Below are 17,558 nucleotides of genomic sequence, written 5' to 3'. Positions count from 1 at the left end.
ATTAGACGGACATTTCAACGGGGCTGCCGCTGGAGAGTTCCACCATTTCCTTCAATTTCTGGCTGGCATGGAAGGTCACGACGCGCCGCGCGGTGATCGGGATCTCCTCGCCAGTCTTGGGATTGCGACCAGGCCGTTGCGGCTTGTCGCGCAGCTGGAAGTTACCGAAGCCGGACAGCTTGACGGCCTCGCCACGTTCGAGCGCGTTGCGAATCTCGTCGAAGAAGGTTTCTACCATGTCCTTGGCTTCGCGCTTGTTCAGACCGACCTGCTCGAACAAAAGTTCGGCCAGCTCGGCCTTGGTCAGCGTGGGCAGGTTCTTGTCGGCCTGCGAACGTGCCTGCGACTCCAGCACGGCACGATGCAGGTCGGCGTCCAGCACGGATTGAAATTCGTTCGAATTCACGTTGTTCATGGCGATGAATGACTGGGCCTCAACCGATTCCGGTCTGTAATTATTTTCGCTCTCGGACATCACATCAGGCACGCAGTCTGGCGCCGAGCTTGGCGCTCGCAGCGGCCACCAGTGCATTCACCGCAAGGTCAACCTTGTCATCCTGAAGGGTGTTTTGAGTATCTTGCAAGGTGCAGCGGAACGCAAGGCTTTTTTCGTCCGCTTCCAATCCCTTTCCTTGATATTCATCAAATAAAACAAGGGCTTGCAAGATGGTGCAGTCCGGATTGGCCTGCTTTTCAGCCGCGAAAACGTCCAGCAATTGCTGGGCGCCGACCGACTGCTTCACCACCAGCGCGATATCACGGCTGACTGCCGGGAACTTGGAGATTTCCATGTAGGACGGCAGGTCACGCTGCTGCAGTGCCTCGGCGTCCACCTCGAAGACCACGGGAGCCAGCGGCAGGTCGTACTTCTGCTGCCACTTGGGATGCAGTTCACCAATCACGCCGACGATCTTCTCGCCCAGCAGTACGTGCGCAGTGCGTCCCGGATGCAGGGCCGGATGTTCGGCCTTGACGAAACGCAGCGCGCGCGGCGCGAACAGTGCCTCCAGGTCGGCCTTGACGTCGAAGTAGTCGACGTTGCGGGTCGGCTGGCCCCACTGCTCGTCGGCCACCGGACCATAAGCCAGCGCAGCCACGCGCTTGGGCTGCTCGAAACCGGCGACAGCCAGCGGACCATCGCTGATGGCGGCGTTCTTGTGGAACACGGCACCCGCTTCGAAGACGCGGATACGCGCCGCCTTGCGGTTGACGTTGTAGCGTGCATTGGCGACCAGGCCGGCGATGAGCGACGAACGCATCACGCTCATCTGGCTGGCGATCGGATTCAACAGCTTGATGGGATCGGTGTTGCCGGCGAAGTCGGCTTCCCAGGCGCTTTCCACGAAGCTGAAGTTGACCACTTCCTGGTAGTCCTGATCGGCCAGCAGGCGACGGATGGCGAACAGCGAACGCGTGTTCTCCGGCGCGATGTGCATGGCATTGGCGGCCACCGGCGGCAGCGCCGGAATGTTCTCGAAACCGTAGACGCGCGCGACTTCCTCGATCAGGTCTTCCTCAATCTCGATGTCGAAGCGATAGGACGGCGGGGTCACCGAGAACAGGCCAGGCTGGTAGTCGAACGTCAGCCCAAGGCGCTTGAAGATGTCCGAGACCATCTCGTCAGTGATCTCCACGCCGATCACCTTGGCCGCGCGTGCGGTGCGCAGGGAAACCGGTTCGCGCTTGGGCAGGTTGACGATCTGGTCGTCCACCGGGCCCACGCGGGTATCGGGCGTACCGCAGATTTCCAGCAGCAGCGCCGTGATGCGCTCGATATGATCGACCACGGTGGCGAAGTCCACGCCTCGCTCGAAACGATGCGCGGCATCGGTCGAGAAGTTGTAGCGGCGGGCACGACCCTGGATCGCCTGCGGGAACCAGAACGCGGCTTCCAGGTAGATGTTGGTGGTATCCAGCGAGACCGCAGTGGCGTCGCCACCCATGATGCCGGCCAGGGATTCGATATCCTTGTCGTCGGAGATCACGCCGACCCACTCATCGACTTCCACGGTATTGCCGTTGAGGAGCTTCAGGGATTCACCCTTGCGGCCCCAGCGCACGTCCAGGCCGCCATGGATCTTGTCGAGATCGAACACGTGCGAGGGACGACCCAGTTCCAGCATCACGTAATTGGAGATATCGACCAGCGCCGAGATCGAACGCTGGCCGCTGCGCTCGAGGCGCTGCTTCATCCACTGCGGGGTGGCGGCCTTGGCGTTGAGGCCACGGATCACGCGACCGGCAAAACGGCCGCACAGCTCGGGCGCGGAAATGCGCACCGGCAGCTTCTCATCCAGATTGACGGCGGCAGCCTGATAGACCGGCGCCTTCAGGGGCGTACCGGTCAGGGCCGACACTTCACGTGCCACGCCCAGCACCGACAGGCAATCCGCCTTGTTGGGAGTCAGCTTGATGGTGAACTTCAGGTCGTTCAGTTGCAGGTAGTCGCGGAAATTCTGGCCGACCGGTGCATCGTCGGGCAGCTCCAGCAGGCCACCATGATCTTCCGACAGCTTCAGTTCGCGGGCCGAGCACAGCATGCCCTGCGACTCCACGCCGCGCAGCTTGCCAACCTTGATCTCGAAAGGCTTGCCATCGGCACCCGGCGGCAGCACGGCGCCGACCATGGCGCAAGGCACCTTGAGACCAGGGCGCACATTGGGCGCGCCGCAGACGATGTTGAGGATGGTGCCGGTATGAACATTGACGCGGCATACGTTCAGGCGGTCCGCATCCGGGTGCTTGGAGACTTCCAGCACTTCGCCCACCACCACGTTGGTGAAGGGAGGCGCAACCGGTTCGACTTCCTCGACTTCCAGGCCGGACATGGTCAGCAGGTGCGACAGTTCATCCGAGGTCATGGTCGGATTGACCATGGTACGCAGCCAGTTTTCAGAGAATTGCATGATTCAGACTTTCAGCTATCGGCTATGAGCTATGAGCCGGAGGCACGCCGCGACAGCGCGGCGCCCTGCGTGATCGAATTAATTGAATTGCTTCAGGAAGCGCAGGTCGCCTTCGTAGAACAGGCGCAGGTCGTTGATCCCGTAACGCAGCATGGTCAGGCGCTCCAGGCCCGAGCCGAACGCGAAACCGATGTACTGCTCAGGGTCCAGGCCCATGTTGCGCACCACCGTCGGGTGCACCTGGCCAGCGCCGGAGACTTCCAGCCAGCGCCCCTTCAGGGGACCGCTGCCGAAGGCGATGTCGATCTCGGCCGAAGGTTCGGTGAAGGGGAAATACGAGGGACGGAAGCGCACCTGCAGGTCGTCGGTCTCGAAGAAGGCCTTGACGAAGTTGAGGTACACGCCCTTGAGGTCGGCGAAGCTGATGTCCTCGGCGATCCACAGGCCTTCGACCTGGTGGAACATCGGCGAATGGGTGGCATCGCTGTCGACGCGATAGGTGCGGCCCGGTGCGATGACCTTGATGGGCGGCTTGTTCATGCGGGCGTAGCGCACCTGCATCGGGCTGGTGTGGGTACGCAGCAGCAGCGGCTTGCCCTGGGTGTCGTTGCCTTCGATGTAGAAGGTGTCCTGCATCGAGCGCGCCGGGTGGTTCTCGGGGCTGTTCAATGCGGTGAAATTGGTCCAGTCGGTCTCGATCTCGGGACCGTCGGCGACATCAAAACCGATGGAGCGGAAGATTTCCTCGACGCGCTGCCAGGAGCGCATCACGGGGTGGATGCCGCCCACGCCACGACCGCGGCCCGGCAAGGTGACATCGATGGCTTCCGCATTCAGGCGCGCCTGCATCTGGGCATTGGCCAGTGCATCGCGACGTGCGGTCAGCGCGGTTTCGATCTGCTCTTTGGCGACGTTGATGATCGCCCCTTGTACCTTGCGCTCTTCCGGCGCCAGCTTGCCCAGTCCCTTCATCTGCTCGGTGATCTGACCGGTCTTGCCGAGGTACTTGGCCTTGGCGTTTTCCAGTGCGGCGGCGTCGGGCGCGGCGGCGAAATCAGCCTGCGCCTGCGTGACCAGTTGGCCCAGGAGTTGGTCTAGGGGATTCATGCGGTAAGTCTCGCTCCAATCGAAAATCCGACGACGAAGTCGAAAAGAAGGGATTCACGGAAGGTGAATCAAAAAAATCCACGAAACCGTGGATCAAAAACATACGGGGCATCGGTGTATCACCTCTGCCCCGCAGGATTTTGCAGCGCCGGCTGCTCGTCTGACTTGCGTCCGATGTTGCGGCCGGCTACCGCAAACACGCTGTCGATTTAGGCGGCAGCGATGTTGGCCTTCACCTGGTTGACGATGGCAGCGAAAGCAGCCTTGTCGGTGACAGCCATATCGGCCAGGACCTTACGATCCAGTTCGATCGCAGCCTTCTTCAGGCCGTTCATGAACACGCTGTAGGTCACGCCGTGCGAACGCGCAGCGGCGTTGATACGGGCAATCCACAGTGCGCGGAACACGCGCTTCTTGTTACGACGGTCACGGTACGCGTACTGACCAGCGCGCATGACTGCTTGCTTGGCGATACGGTAGACGTTTTTACGACGGCCGCGGTAACCCTTGGCGAGTGCGAGGACTTTCTTGTGGCGGGCACGTGCTGTTACCCCACGTTTGACTCTAGGCATAGTAGCTCCTTAGTGTATTGGTGAGGTTAAGCGAACGGCAGCATCGCGCGAACGGAATTCAGGTTCGTCTCATGGACGCCCTCGGTACCGCGCAGTTGACGCTTGTTCTTGGTGGTCTTCTTGGTCAGGATGTGACGCTTGAAGGCTTGACCGCGCTTGACGGTACCGCCCGGGCGGACGCGAAAACGCTTCTTCGCGCTGCTCTTCGATTTCATCTTAGGCATAGCAACTCTGTCCTTTCGGACAGCTCCATTTTTTGATGATTGCAGGTGGCAGCACGCTCGCTGCTCTTGGATGCCTGCTCTCACTTATTTGACAGCGGGTGAACCCGCTGCTTTTGCCTGGCACAGTCGCCTGCACCCTGCAAATCCTTTGTCGGCCCTACGCTGCCGCAATGACTGCGGCATGGACGACACCGGGGAGATGTCGTCCCGATACGGCTAACTGCTTGAAACCAGGAAAACCGAAAAAGATATAAACGATTTATTTCTTTTTCTTGGGCGCCAGCACCATGATCATCTGGCGACCTTCCATCTTGGGAAACTGCTCGACCTGGCCATACGGCTCCAGATCAGCCTTCAGGCGCTCCAGCACGCGCATGCCGATTTCCTGGTGAGCCATTTCACGACCGCGGAAACGCAACGTGATCTTGGTCTTGTCACCCTCTTCCAGGAACTTCGTCAGGTTGCGCAGCTTGATGTTGTAATCGCCATCATCGGTACCCGGGCGGAACTTGACTTCCTTGACCTGGATGACCTTCTGCTTGAGCTTGGCCTCGTGCGCCTTCTTCTGCTCCTGGTACTTGAACTTGCCGTAATCCATCAGACGGCAGACAGGAGGTTGCGCGGTGGGCGCAATCTCGACCAGATCGACTTCAGCCTCTTCAGAAAGACGTAAGGCTTCAGCCAGGCTGACGATGCCCAGAGGCTCGTTTTCAACACCCGAAAGGCGCACTTCCGGCGCAGTGATCTCGCGGTTGAGGCGATGCGACTTGTCAGTAGCTATTGCAGTTTCCTTTTAAAATCCAATGAATTAAGCCGTGCTCTTGCGCTGGGAGGAAGCCCCAGGCTTCCCCATCTCAGGCTTTGGCAGCCACCTCATCCTTGAGGCGTTCCACCAAGGTGTCGATGGACATGACGCCCAGATCGACATTGCCCCGCGCACGCACGGCCACAGTGTTGGCATCCCGTTCTTTATCGCCGACAACCAGGATATAGGGCGGCTTCTGAATGGAATGCTGCCGTATTTTATAGGTAATCTTCTCGTTGCGCAAATCGGTCTCGACCCTAAACCCTTGTTTTTTCAGCGTTTGTGCAACGTTCTGCACATAATCCGCCTGTGCGTCGGAAATATTCAGGATGACAACTTGCGTTGGCGCCAACCAAAGCGGCATCGCGCCGGCGTGGTTTTCGATCAGGATGGCGATGAAGCGCTCCAGCGAGCCGACGATGGCCCGGTGCAACATCACGGGCACCTTGCGGTTGTTGTCTTCCGTGACATATTCCGCGCCCAGGCGCGCCGGCATGGAGAAGTCCACCTGCATGGTGCCGCACTGCCAGGAACGGCCGATGGAATCCTTCAGGTGGTATTCGATCTTCGGGCCATAGAAGGCGCCCTCGCCCGGCAGCTCTTCCCATTCCGAACCGGAGGCGCGGATGGCTTCGCGCAGGGCGTTCTCGGCCTTGTCCCAGACTTCCTCGGCGCCGATGCGTTTTTCCGGACGCAGGGCCAGCTTCACGGCCACGTCCTTGAAGCCGAAGCAGTCATAGACTTCACGCACCACGCGGTTGAAGGCGGCGACTTCTTCCTGGATCTGGTCTTCGGTACAGAAGATGTGGCCGTCATCCTGGGTAAAGCCGCGCACGCGCATCATTCCGTGGAGAGCACCGGAGGGCTCGTTACGGTGGCACTGGCCGAATTCGCCGTAGCGCAGCGGCAGGTCGCGGTAGCTGTGCAGGCCGGAATTGAAGATCTGGATGTGGCCCGGGCAGTTCATGGGCTTCAACGCATAGGCGCGGTTTTCCGACTCGGTCGTGAACATATTTTCACGATAGTTTTCCCAGTGGCCGGTCTTTTCCCACAGCGAGCGATCCAGGATCTGCGGCGCCTTCACCTCCTGGTAGCCGTTGTCCTGGTAGACGCGGCGCATGTACTGCTCCACCTGCTGCCAGATGGTCCAGCCCTTGGGATGCCAGAAGATCAGACCCGGCGCCTCGTCCTGGAAGTGGAACAAGTCCAGCGCGCGACCCAGCTTGCGGTGGTCGCGCTTTTCGGCCTCTTCCAGCATGTGCAGGTAGGCTTCCTGATCTTCCTTCTTGGCCCAGGCAGTACCGTAGACACGCTGCAGCATCTCGTTGTTGGAATCGCCACGCCAGTAGGCGCCAGCCAGCTTCATCAGCTTGAACACCTTCAGCTTGCCGGTCGAGGGCACGTGCGGGCCACGGCAGAGGTCGGTGAAGTTTCCTTCAGTGTAGAGCGAGACGTCCTCGTTCTGCGGAATGGAGGCGATGATCTCGGCCTTGTAGTCTTCGCCGATGGACTTGAAGTACGCCACGGCCTCATCACGCGGCAGCACCTTGCGGGTGACCAGCTCATCCTTCTTGGCCAGCTCGGCCATCTTCTTCTCGATGGCTTGCAGGTCTTCGGGGGTGAAGGGGCGCTTGTACGAGAAGTCGTAATAAAAGCCGTTGTCGATGACCGGACCGATGGTCACTTGCGCCTCCGGGAACAGCTCTTTGACCGCGTAGGCCAGCAAGTGGGCGGTGGAGTGGCGAATCACTTCCAGGCCGTCCGGATCCTTGTCGGTGATGATGGCGAGGTCAGCATCCTTGTCGATCAGATAAGAGGTATCGACCAGCTTGCCATCGACGCGACCAGCCAGGGCCGCCTTGGCCAGGCCGGTGCCGATGTTGGCGGCAACCTGCGCCACCGTGACCGGGTTGTCGAACTGGCGTTGCGAACCATCGGGAAGACGAACTGAAACCATTGTGCACTCCATGTCGGCAGCCTTGCTGCCTTGCCTGTTGAGGGTAATGTCGAAAAGACGGACGAAAAAAAACGCGGACCAGCCGCGCTTTTTCAAAGGACGAAAAAGAACCCGACTAGCGTCGCGTGAAAACCTCGGTGGTAGTTCGCGGTGTCATAACCGGTTTGCCTTTCTCGCTCTTACAGATGAGGGGTATGCAGTCTCGGGATCGCTGCCAGCAAGGACAGACCAGACCGAAGGCCCGCATTATAGCAAACTTTGCCCGAACATCGGCAGGCGTCCCGTACAGCACCATCCTGCATCCCGGACTACGCGGCGCTGTCAGGCCAACGTGCCAGGCGCAAACAGCGATGATCAACAAGCTTCTTCACTTCGAGCAACATCGAGATGAAGTCCAACGCCAAAAACCGAAACGGCATCCGGGCATGCCGCAGCCAAGCTCAAGCAAGCGGACTCGCCCACTCCTCAGGCATTTGCCATCGAGGCACGCCGTGCCAGGATCTTCTCGATCTTTTCTTTCAGGGTAGCGGCCGTAAAGGGCTTGACGATATAGCCATCAGCACCCGACTGTGCGGCCACGACGATGTTTTCCTTCTTGGCCTCGGCCGTGATCATCAACACCGGCAGATGCGCCAGCGAGGGCGTGGCGCGGATCTTCTTGAGCAGGGTCAAGCCATCCATGCCCGGCATGTTCCAGTCGGTCAGCACGAAGGTCACCGGCAAGGCGCCCGCCTCCAGGATTTTCAGTGCCGAAGAGCCATCATCGGCTTCCACCATCTTGGTGTACTCAAGCTCCTTCAGCAGGCCACTGACAATGCGACGCATCGTCGAAAAGTCGTCAACCACGAGGAAATACTGATCATCTGCTGCCATAGGAAAATTCGCTGAACCGTAAAAATGAGGATTGGAGATGTTGCTGCCGAAAAAATTCGACGCAAGTGTAAAGCATTTTGAGATGCTTCCGCGAAACATCTGCCCCATTGCTTCAGTCAGGGCGCATTTTTGCGGCGGCATTTGACCCGCAGCAACGCCATGGGGCGGCGGCAAGAGCAACGGAAGGAACGGGAAGAAATGAAACAATGAAAAAGCCGGCGCAGAAAAACAAAAAGGAAGCCGCCAATGCGCTTCCTTTTGTGAATTTCTGCGGTTTGCTTCACCCAACCCTCTTGCTCCATCAGGAAGCAAACGAATTGGTAGGCACGATTGGACTCGAACCAACGACCCCTACCATGTCAAGGTAGTGCTCTAACCAGCTGAGCTACGCGCCTATCGAAGATTACAGAACTTGATAAAACAAAAAAGGAAGCCGAGAACGCGCCTCCTTTTCTTTGCTTCGCCCAACCCCACCATCCCGAACGGAACCGGAAGAATTGGTAGGCACGATTGGACTCGAACCAACGACCCCTACCATGTCAAGGTAGTGCTCTAACCAGCTGAGCTACGCGCCTAACGAAGAAGCGAGAGTATAGGAGGCTTTTCAAAATTTGCCAAGGGGTAAATGATGAAAATGATAAAAAATTAAAAATAGTCCGCCTGTTTCACCAAGCATCCGGCCACCCTCCCCGCCATCCTCTCGCCATTCCTGCTGCCCGGCGAACTACTGCCGCTTGGCCTCGATCACGCCCTTGACCTCGCGAATGACCGTCAAGGCCTTCTGCAACTGCTCGGTCGACCCGATCTCGGCGGTGAAGGCCATGCGTGCATGGCCCTTCACGCTTTGCGTACTGACCCCGATCACATTGATCTTGTCGCGCAGGAAGATATCCGAGATATCCCGCAGCAGACCCTGGCGATCACTGGCCAGCACGAAGATATCGACCGGATACACCGTATCGCGCGCCGGTGCCCCCCAGGTGGTCTGGATGACGCGCTCGGGCGCATGCAGGCTCATCTCGGCGAAATTCTTGCAATTGACCCGATGGATGGAAACGCCCTTGCCACGTGTGACGAAACCAGCGATCACATCCGGCGGGGCCGGCTTGCAGCAGCGGGCCAGCTGGGTCAGCAGACCATCGGTCCCCACCACCAGCACCCCCGACTTGGCGCCCTGGACGATGCTGGAGGCGCGGCTCTTGCGGGTGATCAGGGCTTCGTCGTCGATCTCCGGCTTCTTTTCCTCGCCTTCGTGCAGCGCCTGCTCGACGTGCCGCAGGCTGAATTCTTCCTTGGCCAGCGCCAGGCAGAGATCATCGACCTTGTCGAAACCCAGCTTCTGCGCCAGCTCTTCGAGATTGACGGCGGTCTTGCCTTCGCGCTGCAAGGTCTTTTCCAGCAGGCCACGGCCTACCGACAAGGTTTCCTGCTGCTCGATGGCATTGAACCAGGCGCGAATCTTGGAGCGCGTACGCGAACTGGCGGCATAGCCGGCACCCAGCCAGTCGCGCGAAGGACCCACGCCAGCGCCACTCTTGGCGGTGATGATTTCCACCGTCTGGCCGTTCTTGAGGGGGGTGTTCAGCGGCACCATCACACCATCCACCCGCGCGCCGCGGCAGCGGTGGCCGACGTCGCTGTGCAGGTGATAGGCAAAGTCGATGGGCGTGGCGCCGCTGGGCAGTTCGATCACCCGCGCCTGCGGCGTGAGCACGTAGATGCGCTCGTCCAGCGTGGCCGACTTGAGCTTCTGCACCCAGTCGCGACGGACTTCTTCCTGATCCACCACGGCATCGGTGACTTCATTCTTCCAGGCCAGCAGCTGACGCAGCCAGGCGATTTTCTCGTCATATTTCTGCGCCGAGAAATTCGATCCACCGCTTTCCTTGTAGCGCCAGTGCGCCGCCACCCCGTATTCGGCGAAGTGGTGCATCTCGTGCGTACGGATCTGCACTTCCAGCGCCCGGCCATCCTCGGCCATGACTACCGTGTGCAGCGACTGGTAGCCGTTCTGCTTGGGACGCGAGATGTAGTCATCGAACTCTTCCGGAATCGGCGTCCAGATGTTGTGCACGATGCCCAGCACCGAATAGCAAGTCTTCACATCGTCGACGATGACACGGAAGGCGCGCACATCATAGAGCTCGGAAAAATCGATGGACTTGCCGCGCATCTTGTTCCAGATGCTGTAGATGTGCTTGGGTCGCCCGCTGACTTCGGCGCGGATGTCCTGCGCCGCCATCTCGGCGCGCAGGCGCGCAATCGCGTTGGCGACGAAGGCTTCGCGCTCCAGGCGCTTTTCTTCCAGCATCCTGGCGATGCGCTTGTAGGTCGCCGGCTCCAGGAAGCGGAATGACAGGTCTTCCAGCTCCCACTTCAACTGCCAGATGCCCAGCCGGTTGGCCAGCGGCGCGTAGAGGTCAAAGGTCTGGCGTGCGTACTGCGCGCTGGCTTCGTTCTCTTGCTTGGTCTCGGCAAAGTAGCGCAAGGTCGCCACGCGCGAGGCCAGGCGCACCAGCACCGCGCGCATGTCGGTGGCCATGGCCAGCAGCATCTTGCGCAAGGTTTCGACCTGGGCGGCGGCCTGCTGGGCGGCGTTCTTGCCGCGCAGGACTTCCTGGTGCTGGGGCTGGAAGCTCAGGCTGTGAAAGCGCATCAACTGGCGCACATTGCCCACCAGCTCGGCAATTTCCTTGCCGAAGCGTTCTTCCAGCTTTTCGTCCAGCTCGGGATGCAGCATCTGCGCCTCGAAAGCCAGGCCGGCGATGCGGGTGGCGGCATCGACGTTAAGCGCAGTGAGCACGGTGGCTACCGAGACGGCGAACTGCAGCGCATTCTGCCCGGACAGGATCTGCCTGTCGGCATAGAGCGGCTCGAGTTCGGCCAGTGCCTGCTCGACCCGCGCGACATCGTCAGGGCCGAGACCGGCGGTAATGGCTGCCAGGCCCTCGCCCTGGGTACTTGCTACCGAAACCATACCTGCTTACTTCTGGGCCGCGACGATGATGATTTCCACCAGCAGTTCGGGACGGGCCAGCTTGGCTTCAACAGTGGCGCGCGGCGGCGCGTTGCCGGGCGCGACCCACTCATCCCAGACCGCGTTCATGCCGGCAAAATCCTTCACATCGGACAGGAAGATCTGGCACGAAAGGATCTTGGTCTTGTCGCTGCCGGCCTCGGCCAGCAGACGATCGATATGGCCCAGCACTTCGCGGGTCTGGCCTTCGATGTTCTGGGTGGCGTCTTCGGCGATCTGGCCGGCCAGGTAGACGGTACCGTTGTGGATGGCGACTTCGGAGAGACGCTTGCCGACGTGCAGACGTTGTACGGACATGAAATTTCCTTCGTAGTAAAACCCGGCGCCCGACGGCGCCGGCAATGACAAAAATGGATGCGATGCGTGCGGGGCGACGGCTCAGCCCAGCAGGAACTGCCGCGCCACCTCGATCTGCGGGGCGTGCATGAAGGTTGGTGCGTGGCCCACATCGGGCAACTCCACCAGCTTGGCCTTGGGGCCGCGACGCGTCATCTCCTGCGCCACTTCCGGCAGCAGCAGGTCGGACTGGGCGCCGCGTACCAGCAGGGTCGGACAGGCGATGGCGTCATAGGCCGCCCACAGCATCTGCTCGGCCGCCGTGGCGGCTTGCGGCGTGGTCAGCTTGAAGGGGACCGCCAGACCCAGGTCGTAGTGGCGCACCCACTTGCCCTCTTCATTCTGGCGCAGCACGTCCTTGGCCAGCTTGTGCCATTCTTCATCACTGTGCTGACCGAAGCTGGCCGAAATGGTCCGGATATACTGGGCGGCTTCCTCGAAGGTATCGAAGCGCACGTCCTGGCCGATGTAGTCGCCGATACGCGCCAGCGCGGCACCGTTGATGGACGGACCGATGTCGTTGAGCACCAGGCGGCGGATGGGGTTGCCCGGCAGCGAGGCCAGGCCCATGCCGATCAGACCGCCCATGGAGGTGCCGAACCAGTCGACGATCTCGGCGTCGGCGCGCGCCAGCAGGGTCACCATGTCGCTCACGTACTGCGGCACGGTATAGAACTGCGGATTGGCCAGCCGCCCGGAACGACCGCGTCCGACCACATCGGGGCAGATCACCCGGTAGGTATCGCACAGCTCGCGCGCCATGCGGTCGAAATCGTCGGAGACCCGGGTGACGCCATGCACGCACACCAGTACATTGGGATTGCGCGCATCGCCCCACTCCTTGTAGGCCATGGTGTGCAGGCCGGCGGGAGAAATGCACTGCACTGTCTTGACTACGGCTTCAGTCATGGTGAGGGCTTTCCAGATGAACGAAGCCGTCATTCTACCCTTTCAGGACAGCTTGTCGGCTGGAAATGGCAAGCCGGAACAGGAGGGAATGCTGTCTGGCCAGTGCAAACAGGCGATCGGACATCGCTGTTGCCGCTTCAAGAAAAATTCAGAATTTTCCGCAGGAAAAAACAAATGATGCAGCACAAGTCGCTGCTATAATGCGTCCCTTTTCCGGCGGCCCTCGCCGGCATCCCTCATGCCTGAGTGGTGAAATTGGTAGACACAGCGGACTTAAAATCCGCCGCTTACCCGGAAGGGGGCGTGCCGGTTCGACCCCGGCCTCAGGCACCAGACACCGCCAATCATTCTTCTTCAGGCTCAGACCACCGCAGGCGAGTTTCCTGGACGAGCCGAGTGACTCAGCGCTTGAGCAACTCCAAGGCATCCTCGGCCACACTCCGCAGATTGGTAATGGTGGCGTTGAGCGCGGCCAGTTCGGCCGGTGTGGGCGGCTGGTCCATGCCGTTCTTGACCAGCGAAGCCTTGATGATGGTCGCGGCCATCTGCCACGCAGCCTTATTGTGTGCGTCCACCAACTCTCGCTGGATGCGCTCCAATTCCGCTTTCTGATTTTTATCCATGTTCCTTGACGAGGCCGGTTGCGAATTTGCCAGGCATCCCCGGCAGATTCATGATCGTCCCGATGGAAGACCACTCCCTTAGTTGGCCTAACATTACTTTCAGTCAGGCAATTCGACAAGTGATTTTACCTTCCTGATGATGACCTGCGCGTGTCTTCGTTTGCTGTTCTCATCAGGTGATAGGTCATCTGTTACCGATCTTTACCATCCGCCCAAACCCTGCGCTTCGTGAATCCTTTACAATTCACGCCACCCTTCACCGTTGCTGGAGATCCGCTGCATGCCGCGCCTGCGCTTTTCTATCCCGTTTCTCGTCATCACCACCGCCACTCTGGGCCTGACCGCCTGCACCACTGGCAAGACCGCCTTCTATCATCAGGAGGAATTCAGCGATACCAGCGCCTTCTCGCGCAGCTTCCCCGGCAGCGAGAAAGCGGTCTGCGAAGCGGCCCGGCGCGCACTGCTGGGCCAGGGCTATGTGATCAGCAAGTCTTCCGACAACACTCTGGATGGCAACAAGAGCTTCCAACCGGCCAGCGACAAGCACATGGAAATCGCCTTCCACGTGGTCTGCGCCTCCAATGGCAACGGCAAGAGCTCGACCATGTTCGCCAGCGCCACCCAGGATGGCTACGGTATCAAGAAGAGCAACAGCTCGGCCAGCCTGGGTGTGAGCGTACTGGGCTCGGTCTCGATGCCCTTCGCCGCCAGCGATGATTCGATGGTGCGCGTCTCCAGCGAAACCATCCGCTCGCCGGATTTCTATGACCGCTTCTTCGGGGCGGCCGAACGCTATCTGCTGGTGGATGTCGATGACGACACCGCGCCCGCCAAGAAATAAGGCATCAGCCGCTCCGGCACGCCATCGGTGCCGGGATGAACGCAAAAATGGCGGCCGAAGCCGCCATTTTTCTTGCCTGCTGCCCGGGAATCAACGCCCCCAGTAGCCGTAGCCCGGGGGCGGCGGCGGACGGTGCCAGTGGCGGTGATGGCCACGAGGGTAGCCACGCTCCACATACACCGGCGCCGGTGCGTAATAAACCGGTGCCGGACGCACGTAGACCGGTGCCGGGCGCACATACACCGGCGGTGGCGCGTACACGGGCGCCGGCTGCACGTACACAGGCTGCGGAGCCACGTAAGCGGGCACGCCGATATTGACGCCGATGGACACATGTCCGGCCATGGCCGGTGCTGCGGACAGACCGGCAAGCGCAGCAAACACAGCCATGCCGGCCATCAGGGAAATCGACTTTTTCACGATAGCTCCTCGTTGTTCTGAATGACGTAGCGTGACTATATCCGCCGATTCCTGACAACTCTAGGCGAAAGCCGTAAGGGTTGTAAGCAAATGCTTCACAAACGTTAAGCGCAATGTGAAGAATGCTTAGATCCCCTGCCCTACCGAGTCCAGCATGCCTCGCGCGATCTCGCGCTCGCCCATGATGACGTGCTGGGCGCCATGCTTTTCCAGGTGTTCGATCTCGGCATCGGAGTGGGCGCGCGCCACCACCTTCAGTGCGGCATTGAGTTCCAGTGCATTCTCGATCACCTGGCCGGCTTCGAAGACTTCGGGAATCGCCACCAGCAGCCAGCGCGCCCGCTCCACGGCGGCGGCCTGCAACAGTTCGCTCTGGGCGGCATTGCCGTACAGCGCCGGCACGCCATCCTGGCGCAGTGCATCGAGATGCTCACGCTGCGCCTCGATCACCACGAAGGGCTTGCCCTGCGCACGCAACTGCTCACCGATCCCCCGACCGACGCGGCCATAACCGACCAGCACCACGTGATCTTGCAGATCGACCGTGGGCGGCACGTCCTGCACGTCGGCGGGCTCGGCCTGGCGCGCCTCGTAGCGGTCCAGCAGCGAGAACAGCAGCGGATTGATCAGGATCGACAGGATGGCGCCCCCGAGGATCAGATCGCGCGCCATCGGCGAGAGCAGGTCCAGCGACAGGCCGAGTGTGGCCAGGATGAAAGAAAATTCACCAATCTGCGCCAGGCTGGCCGAAATGGTCAGCGCCGTCGAATTCGGGTGACCGAATGCGCGCACGATCAGCCAGGCGGCGGCCGACTTGCCGACCACGATGATGAGCACCGTCGCCAGCACCAGCAGGGGCTCGCGCACCAGGATCGAGGGATCGAACAGCATGCCCACGGAGACGAAAAACAGCACCGAGAAGGCATCACGCAGGGGCAGCGATTCTTCGGCGGCGCGGTGGCTCAGTTCGGATTCGGAGAGGATCATGCCGGCAAAGAAGGCGCCCAGTGCAAAGGACACGCCAAACACGTAAGCCGATCCCAGCGCAAAGCCCAGTGCAATGGCCAGCACGGCCAGGCGGAACAGTTCACGCGAGCCGGTATCGGCGATGCGTTCCAGAATCCACGGAATGACGCGACGTCCGACGATGAGCATCACCGCCACGAAGGCCACCACCTTGCCCAGCGTCAGCCCCAGGGTCAGCAGCACGGCGTTGCCGGAAAGCGCCTCGCCCTTGCCCCCCAGGATGCCGGAGAGCGCAGGAATGAGCACCAGCGCCAGCACCATGGCGATATCCTCGACGATCAGCCAGCCCACGGCAATGCGGCCGCGCTGGGTTTCGACCAGGCGACGTTCCTGCAGCGCCTTCAACAGCACCACGGTACTGGCCACCGACAGCGCCAGGCCAAACAGGAAGCCCTCACCGAACGGCCAGCCCAGCAGCCAGCCCAGGCCCATGCCGAGCAAGGTGGCGATGGCGATCTGCGCCACTGCACCTGGAATGGCGATGTTCTTGACCGACAGCAGGTCCTTCAGGGAAAAGTGCAGACCGACGCCGAACATCAGCAGAATCACCCCGATCTCGGCCAGTTCCTGGGCCAGGTCGGCGTCGCCCACGAAGCCGGGCGTGAAGGGGCCGATGGCGATACCGGCTACCAGATAGCCGATCAGGGGCGGCATCTTCAGACGATGGGCCAGGGTCCCGAAGATGAAGGCCAGGACCAGGCCGGCGACAATGGTGGCGATCAGGGGAGTGTGATGGGGCATCAGTCAGGATTCCTTTCTAAGGTGGATGAATTTGTTGGAGATGACTGTGTCACTGGCTGCCGGACGGCTTCCTGCCTGCGCGCAAACTCAGGCAGGAAGCTTCACAAAGACTAACACGCGCATGAATACGCGGGCATGACAGCCACGCAGGCGCCGCCGCTGGCGGGCCGCACTTGGCGCGGTGCGCTCCGCCAGCATGGCATCAACGTGCAGCCTGCAGGGCGGCGATGCGCGACTCCAGCGGCGGGTGGCTGGAGAACAGGCCCAGCCACGACTCACGGCCGGAAATGCCGGAGGCCTGCAGGTTCTGCGGCAGGCCATCGGACTGCAGGCCACCCAGGCGGCGCAGCGCGTTCATCATCGGCACCTTGCTGCCCATCAGGGCTGCGGCACCGGCGTCGGCGCGGTATTCGCGCTGGCGCGAGAAGTACATGACGATGATGCTGGCCAGGATGCCGAAGACGATTTCACAGACGAACACGGTCACCATGTAGCCGATGCCGGGGCCGCTGTTCTCTTCGTTGTTGCGGCGCAAAAAAGAGTCGACGAAGTAGCCGACGATGCGCGCGAAGAACATCACGAAGGTATTGACCACGCCCTGGATCAGGGTCAGCGTGACCATGTCGCCGTTGGCGATGTGGGCCACTTCATGGGCCAGCACGGCTTCCACTTCTTCCTTGGTCATGCCTTGCAGCAGGCCGGTGGACACCGCCACCAGCGAATTGCTCTTGCTGGCGCCGGTGGCAAAGGCATTGGGCGGGCCGTCATAGACCGCCACTTCCGGCATGGGCAGCTGGGCGCGGGTGGCCAGGGTCTGGACAGTCTGCAGCAGCCACAGCTCGGTGGAATTCTGCGGCTGCTCGATCACGCGCGCGCCGGTGGACCACTTGGCGATGGTCTTGGACATGAACAGCGAAATGAAGGAACCGCCAAACCCCATCAGGCCGCAAAACACCAGCAGCATGCCGAAGTTGAGACCGTTGGCTGTGAGGTAGCGGTTCACACCGAGCAGACTGGCGGTGAAGCTCAAGACCAGCATCACGGCCAGGTTGGTGACGAGGAACAGAACAATGCGTTTCATGGTTTTTCCTGGTGAACGAAAAGGTGCCGTGCACGTCCGGCGGCACGGCGGGTCAGACAATGGGAAGCAATGATGGAAATGGCGCGATGGCGTACAAGGG

Annotated in this window: 17 protein-coding genes and 3 tRNA genes; 3 read left to right on the top strand and 17 right to left on the bottom strand. The window is 60.8% G+C overall.

All coding sequences use genetic code 11. The features are described from left to right. Position 1 precedes the first annotated feature (1 nt). The 13 genes from HNO82_RS00580 to HNO82_RS00520 all read right to left on the bottom strand — a co-directional run bounded on the left by HNO82_RS00580 (position 2) and on the right by HNO82_RS00520 (position 12,726). Entirely contained in the window at positions 2 to 415 is a 414-nt protein-coding gene (locus HNO82_RS00580; protein ID WP_026051953.1) for an integration host factor subunit alpha, read from the bottom strand. Positions 416 to 479: 64 nt separating this feature from the next. Next, a complete protein-coding gene (gene pheT / locus HNO82_RS00575) occupies positions 480 to 2,906 on the bottom strand; it encodes a phenylalanine--tRNA ligase subunit beta (RefSeq protein ID WP_175342414.1) in 2,427 nt (808 codons plus the stop codon). A gap of 78 nt (positions 2,907 to 2,984) precedes the next feature. Beyond that, positions 2,985 to 4,013 carry a phenylalanine--tRNA ligase subunit alpha gene (pheS, locus tag HNO82_RS00570; protein WP_034331543.1) on the bottom strand — a complete coding sequence of 343 codons (1,029 nt, stop codon included), beginning with the start codon at positions 4,011 to 4,013 and terminating at the stop codon, positions 2,985 to 2,987. 209 nt (positions 4,014 to 4,222) lie between these two features. Continuing rightward, positions 4,223 to 4,585 (bottom strand): 50S ribosomal protein L20, encoded by a 363-nt coding sequence (rplT, locus tag HNO82_RS00565; protein ID WP_006712690.1) that lies wholly within the window; start codon positions 4,583 to 4,585, stop codon positions 4,223 to 4,225. 26 nt (positions 4,586 to 4,611) lie between these two features. Next, positions 4,612 to 4,809, bottom strand: coding sequence for a 50S ribosomal protein L35 (gene rpmI / locus HNO82_RS00560; protein WP_006712688.1), 198 nt, complete (start codon positions 4,807 to 4,809; stop codon positions 4,612 to 4,614). Positions 4,810 to 5,068: 259 nt separating this feature from the next. After that, a complete protein-coding gene (gene infC / locus HNO82_RS00555) occupies positions 5,069 to 5,590 on the bottom strand; it encodes a translation initiation factor IF-3 (RefSeq protein ID WP_075258054.1) in 522 nt (173 codons plus the stop codon). Between the two features lie 73 nt (positions 5,591 to 5,663). Continuing rightward, the gene (gene thrS / locus HNO82_RS00550; protein ID WP_175342413.1) at positions 5,664 to 7,571 is read right to left on the bottom strand and encodes a threonine--tRNA ligase; all 1,908 of its coding nucleotides are present in this window, start codon (positions 7,569 to 7,571) and stop codon (positions 5,664 to 5,666) included. 465 nt (positions 7,572 to 8,036) lie between these two features. Further along, a complete protein-coding gene (locus tag HNO82_RS00545) occupies positions 8,037 to 8,444 on the bottom strand; it encodes a response regulator (protein ID WP_008328027.1) in 408 nt (135 codons plus the stop codon). Between the two features lie 318 nt (positions 8,445 to 8,762). Beyond that, positions 8,763 to 8,839, bottom strand: a tRNA-Val gene (locus tag HNO82_RS00540). A 103-nt stretch (positions 8,840 to 8,942) separates the two neighbouring features. After that, positions 8,943 to 9,019: transfer RNA gene (locus tag HNO82_RS00535), tRNA-Val, on the bottom strand. 149 nt (positions 9,020 to 9,168) lie between these two features. Beyond that, positions 9,169 to 11,421 (bottom strand): RelA/SpoT family protein, encoded by a 2,253-nt coding sequence (locus HNO82_RS00530; protein ID WP_175342412.1) that lies wholly within the window; start codon positions 11,419 to 11,421, stop codon positions 9,169 to 9,171. A gap of 6 nt (positions 11,422 to 11,427) precedes the next feature. Continuing rightward, positions 11,428 to 11,778 carry a RidA family protein gene (locus HNO82_RS00525; RefSeq protein WP_008328017.1) on the bottom strand — a complete coding sequence of 117 codons (351 nt, stop codon included), beginning with the start codon at positions 11,776 to 11,778 and terminating at the stop codon, positions 11,428 to 11,430. 81 nt (positions 11,779 to 11,859) lie between these two features. Further along, positions 11,860 to 12,726 (bottom strand): alpha/beta fold hydrolase, encoded by an 867-nt coding sequence (locus HNO82_RS00520; RefSeq protein WP_008328013.1) that lies wholly within the window; start codon positions 12,724 to 12,726, stop codon positions 11,860 to 11,862. Positions 12,727 to 12,742: 16 nt separating this feature from the next. Between HNO82_RS00520 and HNO82_RS00515 the strand changes: the two genes are divergently transcribed. Together HNO82_RS00515 and HNO82_RS00510 are read left to right on the top strand one after the other, a co-directional pair. Further along, positions 12,743 to 12,904, top strand: a complete 162-nt coding sequence (locus tag HNO82_RS00515) for a hypothetical protein (protein WP_157174202.1) — start codon at positions 12,743 to 12,745, stop codon at positions 12,902 to 12,904. Between the two features lie 62 nt (positions 12,905 to 12,966). Beyond that, positions 12,967 to 13,059, top strand: a tRNA-Leu gene (locus HNO82_RS00510). A 68-nt stretch (positions 13,060 to 13,127) separates the two neighbouring features. Here the strand turns inward: HNO82_RS00510 and HNO82_RS00505 are convergent. Further along, on the bottom strand, positions 13,128 to 13,301 hold the full coding sequence (locus tag HNO82_RS00505) for a hypothetical protein (protein ID WP_237713527.1): 174 nt from the start codon (positions 13,299 to 13,301) through the stop codon (positions 13,128 to 13,130). Between the two features lie 328 nt (positions 13,302 to 13,629). On the opposite strand from HNO82_RS00505, the gene HNO82_RS00500 reads away from it, so the two are divergent. Next, positions 13,630 to 14,190, top strand: coding sequence for a DUF2242 domain-containing protein (locus tag HNO82_RS00500; protein ID WP_034350206.1), 561 nt, complete (start codon positions 13,630 to 13,632; stop codon positions 14,188 to 14,190). Between the two features lie 90 nt (positions 14,191 to 14,280). Here the strand turns inward: HNO82_RS00500 and HNO82_RS00495 are convergent, their stop codons facing one another. The 3 genes from HNO82_RS00495 to htpX all read right to left on the bottom strand — a co-directional run bounded on the left by HNO82_RS00495 (position 14,281) and on the right by htpX (position 17,458). Next, positions 14,281 to 14,610, bottom strand: coding sequence for a hypothetical protein (locus HNO82_RS00495; protein ID WP_175342411.1), 330 nt, complete (start codon positions 14,608 to 14,610; stop codon positions 14,281 to 14,283). Positions 14,611 to 14,736: 126 nt separating this feature from the next. After that, on the bottom strand, positions 14,737 to 16,377 hold the full coding sequence (ybaL, locus tag HNO82_RS00490) for a YbaL family putative K(+) efflux transporter (protein ID WP_008328008.1): 1,641 nt from the start codon (positions 16,375 to 16,377) through the stop codon (positions 14,737 to 14,739). 202 nt (positions 16,378 to 16,579) lie between these two features. Beyond that, on the bottom strand, positions 16,580 to 17,458 hold the full coding sequence (htpX, locus tag HNO82_RS00485) for a protease HtpX (RefSeq protein ID WP_008328006.1): 879 nt from the start codon (positions 17,456 to 17,458) through the stop codon (positions 16,580 to 16,582). Positions 17,459 to 17,558 lie beyond the last annotated feature (100 nt).

Origin of the sequence: Herbaspirillum sp. C9C3 (assembly GCF_013359625.1) — a bacterium.
Lineage (GTDB): Bacteria > Pseudomonadota > Gammaproteobacteria > Burkholderiales > Burkholderiaceae_D > Herbaspirillum.
The sequence above is the reverse complement of the archived record's forward strand: the minus strand, read 5'-3'. Positions and strand labels throughout refer to the sequence as shown.

Excerpts from the sequence above, each read along its gene's own strand:
- HNO82_RS00580 (WP_026051953.1), bottom strand. The coding sequence starts at position 415 with ATGAACAACGTGAATTCGAACGAATTTCAATCCGTGCTGGACGCCGAC.
- pheT (WP_175342414.1), bottom strand. The coding sequence starts at position 2,906 with ATGCAATTCTCTGAAAACTGGCTGCGTACCATGGTCAATCCGACCATG.
- pheS (WP_034331543.1), bottom strand. The coding sequence starts at position 4,013 with ATGAATCCCCTAGACCAACTCCTGGGCCAACTGGTCACGCAGGCGCAG.
- rplT (WP_006712690.1), bottom strand. The coding sequence starts at position 4,585 with ATGCCTAGAGTCAAACGTGGGGTAACAGCACGTGCCCGCCACAAGAAA.
- rpmI (WP_006712688.1), bottom strand. The coding sequence starts at position 4,809 with ATGCCTAAGATGAAATCGAAGAGCAGCGCGAAGAAGCGTTTTCGCGTC.
- thrS (WP_175342413.1), bottom strand. The coding sequence starts at position 7,571 with ATGGTTTCAGTTCGTCTTCCCGATGGTTCGCAACGCCAGTTCGACAAC.
- HNO82_RS00545 (WP_008328027.1), bottom strand. The coding sequence starts at position 8,444 with ATGGCAGCAGATGATCAGTATTTCCTCGTGGTTGACGACTTTTCGACG.
- HNO82_RS00530 (WP_175342412.1), bottom strand. The coding sequence starts at position 11,421 with ATGGTTTCGGTAGCAAGTACCCAGGGCGAGGGCCTGGCAGCCATTACC.
- HNO82_RS00525 (WP_008328017.1), bottom strand. The coding sequence starts at position 11,778 with ATGTCCGTACAACGTCTGCACGTCGGCAAGCGTCTCTCCGAAGTCGCC.
- HNO82_RS00520 (WP_008328013.1), bottom strand. The coding sequence starts at position 12,726 with ATGACTGAAGCCGTAGTCAAGACAGTGCAGTGCATTTCTCCCGCCGGC.
- HNO82_RS00515 (WP_157174202.1), top strand. The coding sequence starts at position 12,743 with ATGAACGAAGCCGTCATTCTACCCTTTCAGGACAGCTTGTCGGCTGGA.
- HNO82_RS00500 (WP_034350206.1), top strand. The coding sequence starts at position 13,630 with ATGCCGCGCCTGCGCTTTTCTATCCCGTTTCTCGTCATCACCACCGCC.
- ybaL (WP_008328008.1), bottom strand. The coding sequence starts at position 16,377 with ATGCCCCATCACACTCCCCTGATCGCCACCATTGTCGCCGGCCTGGTC.
- htpX (WP_008328006.1), bottom strand. The coding sequence starts at position 17,458 with ATGAAACGCATTGTTCTGTTCCTCGTCACCAACCTGGCCGTGATGCTG.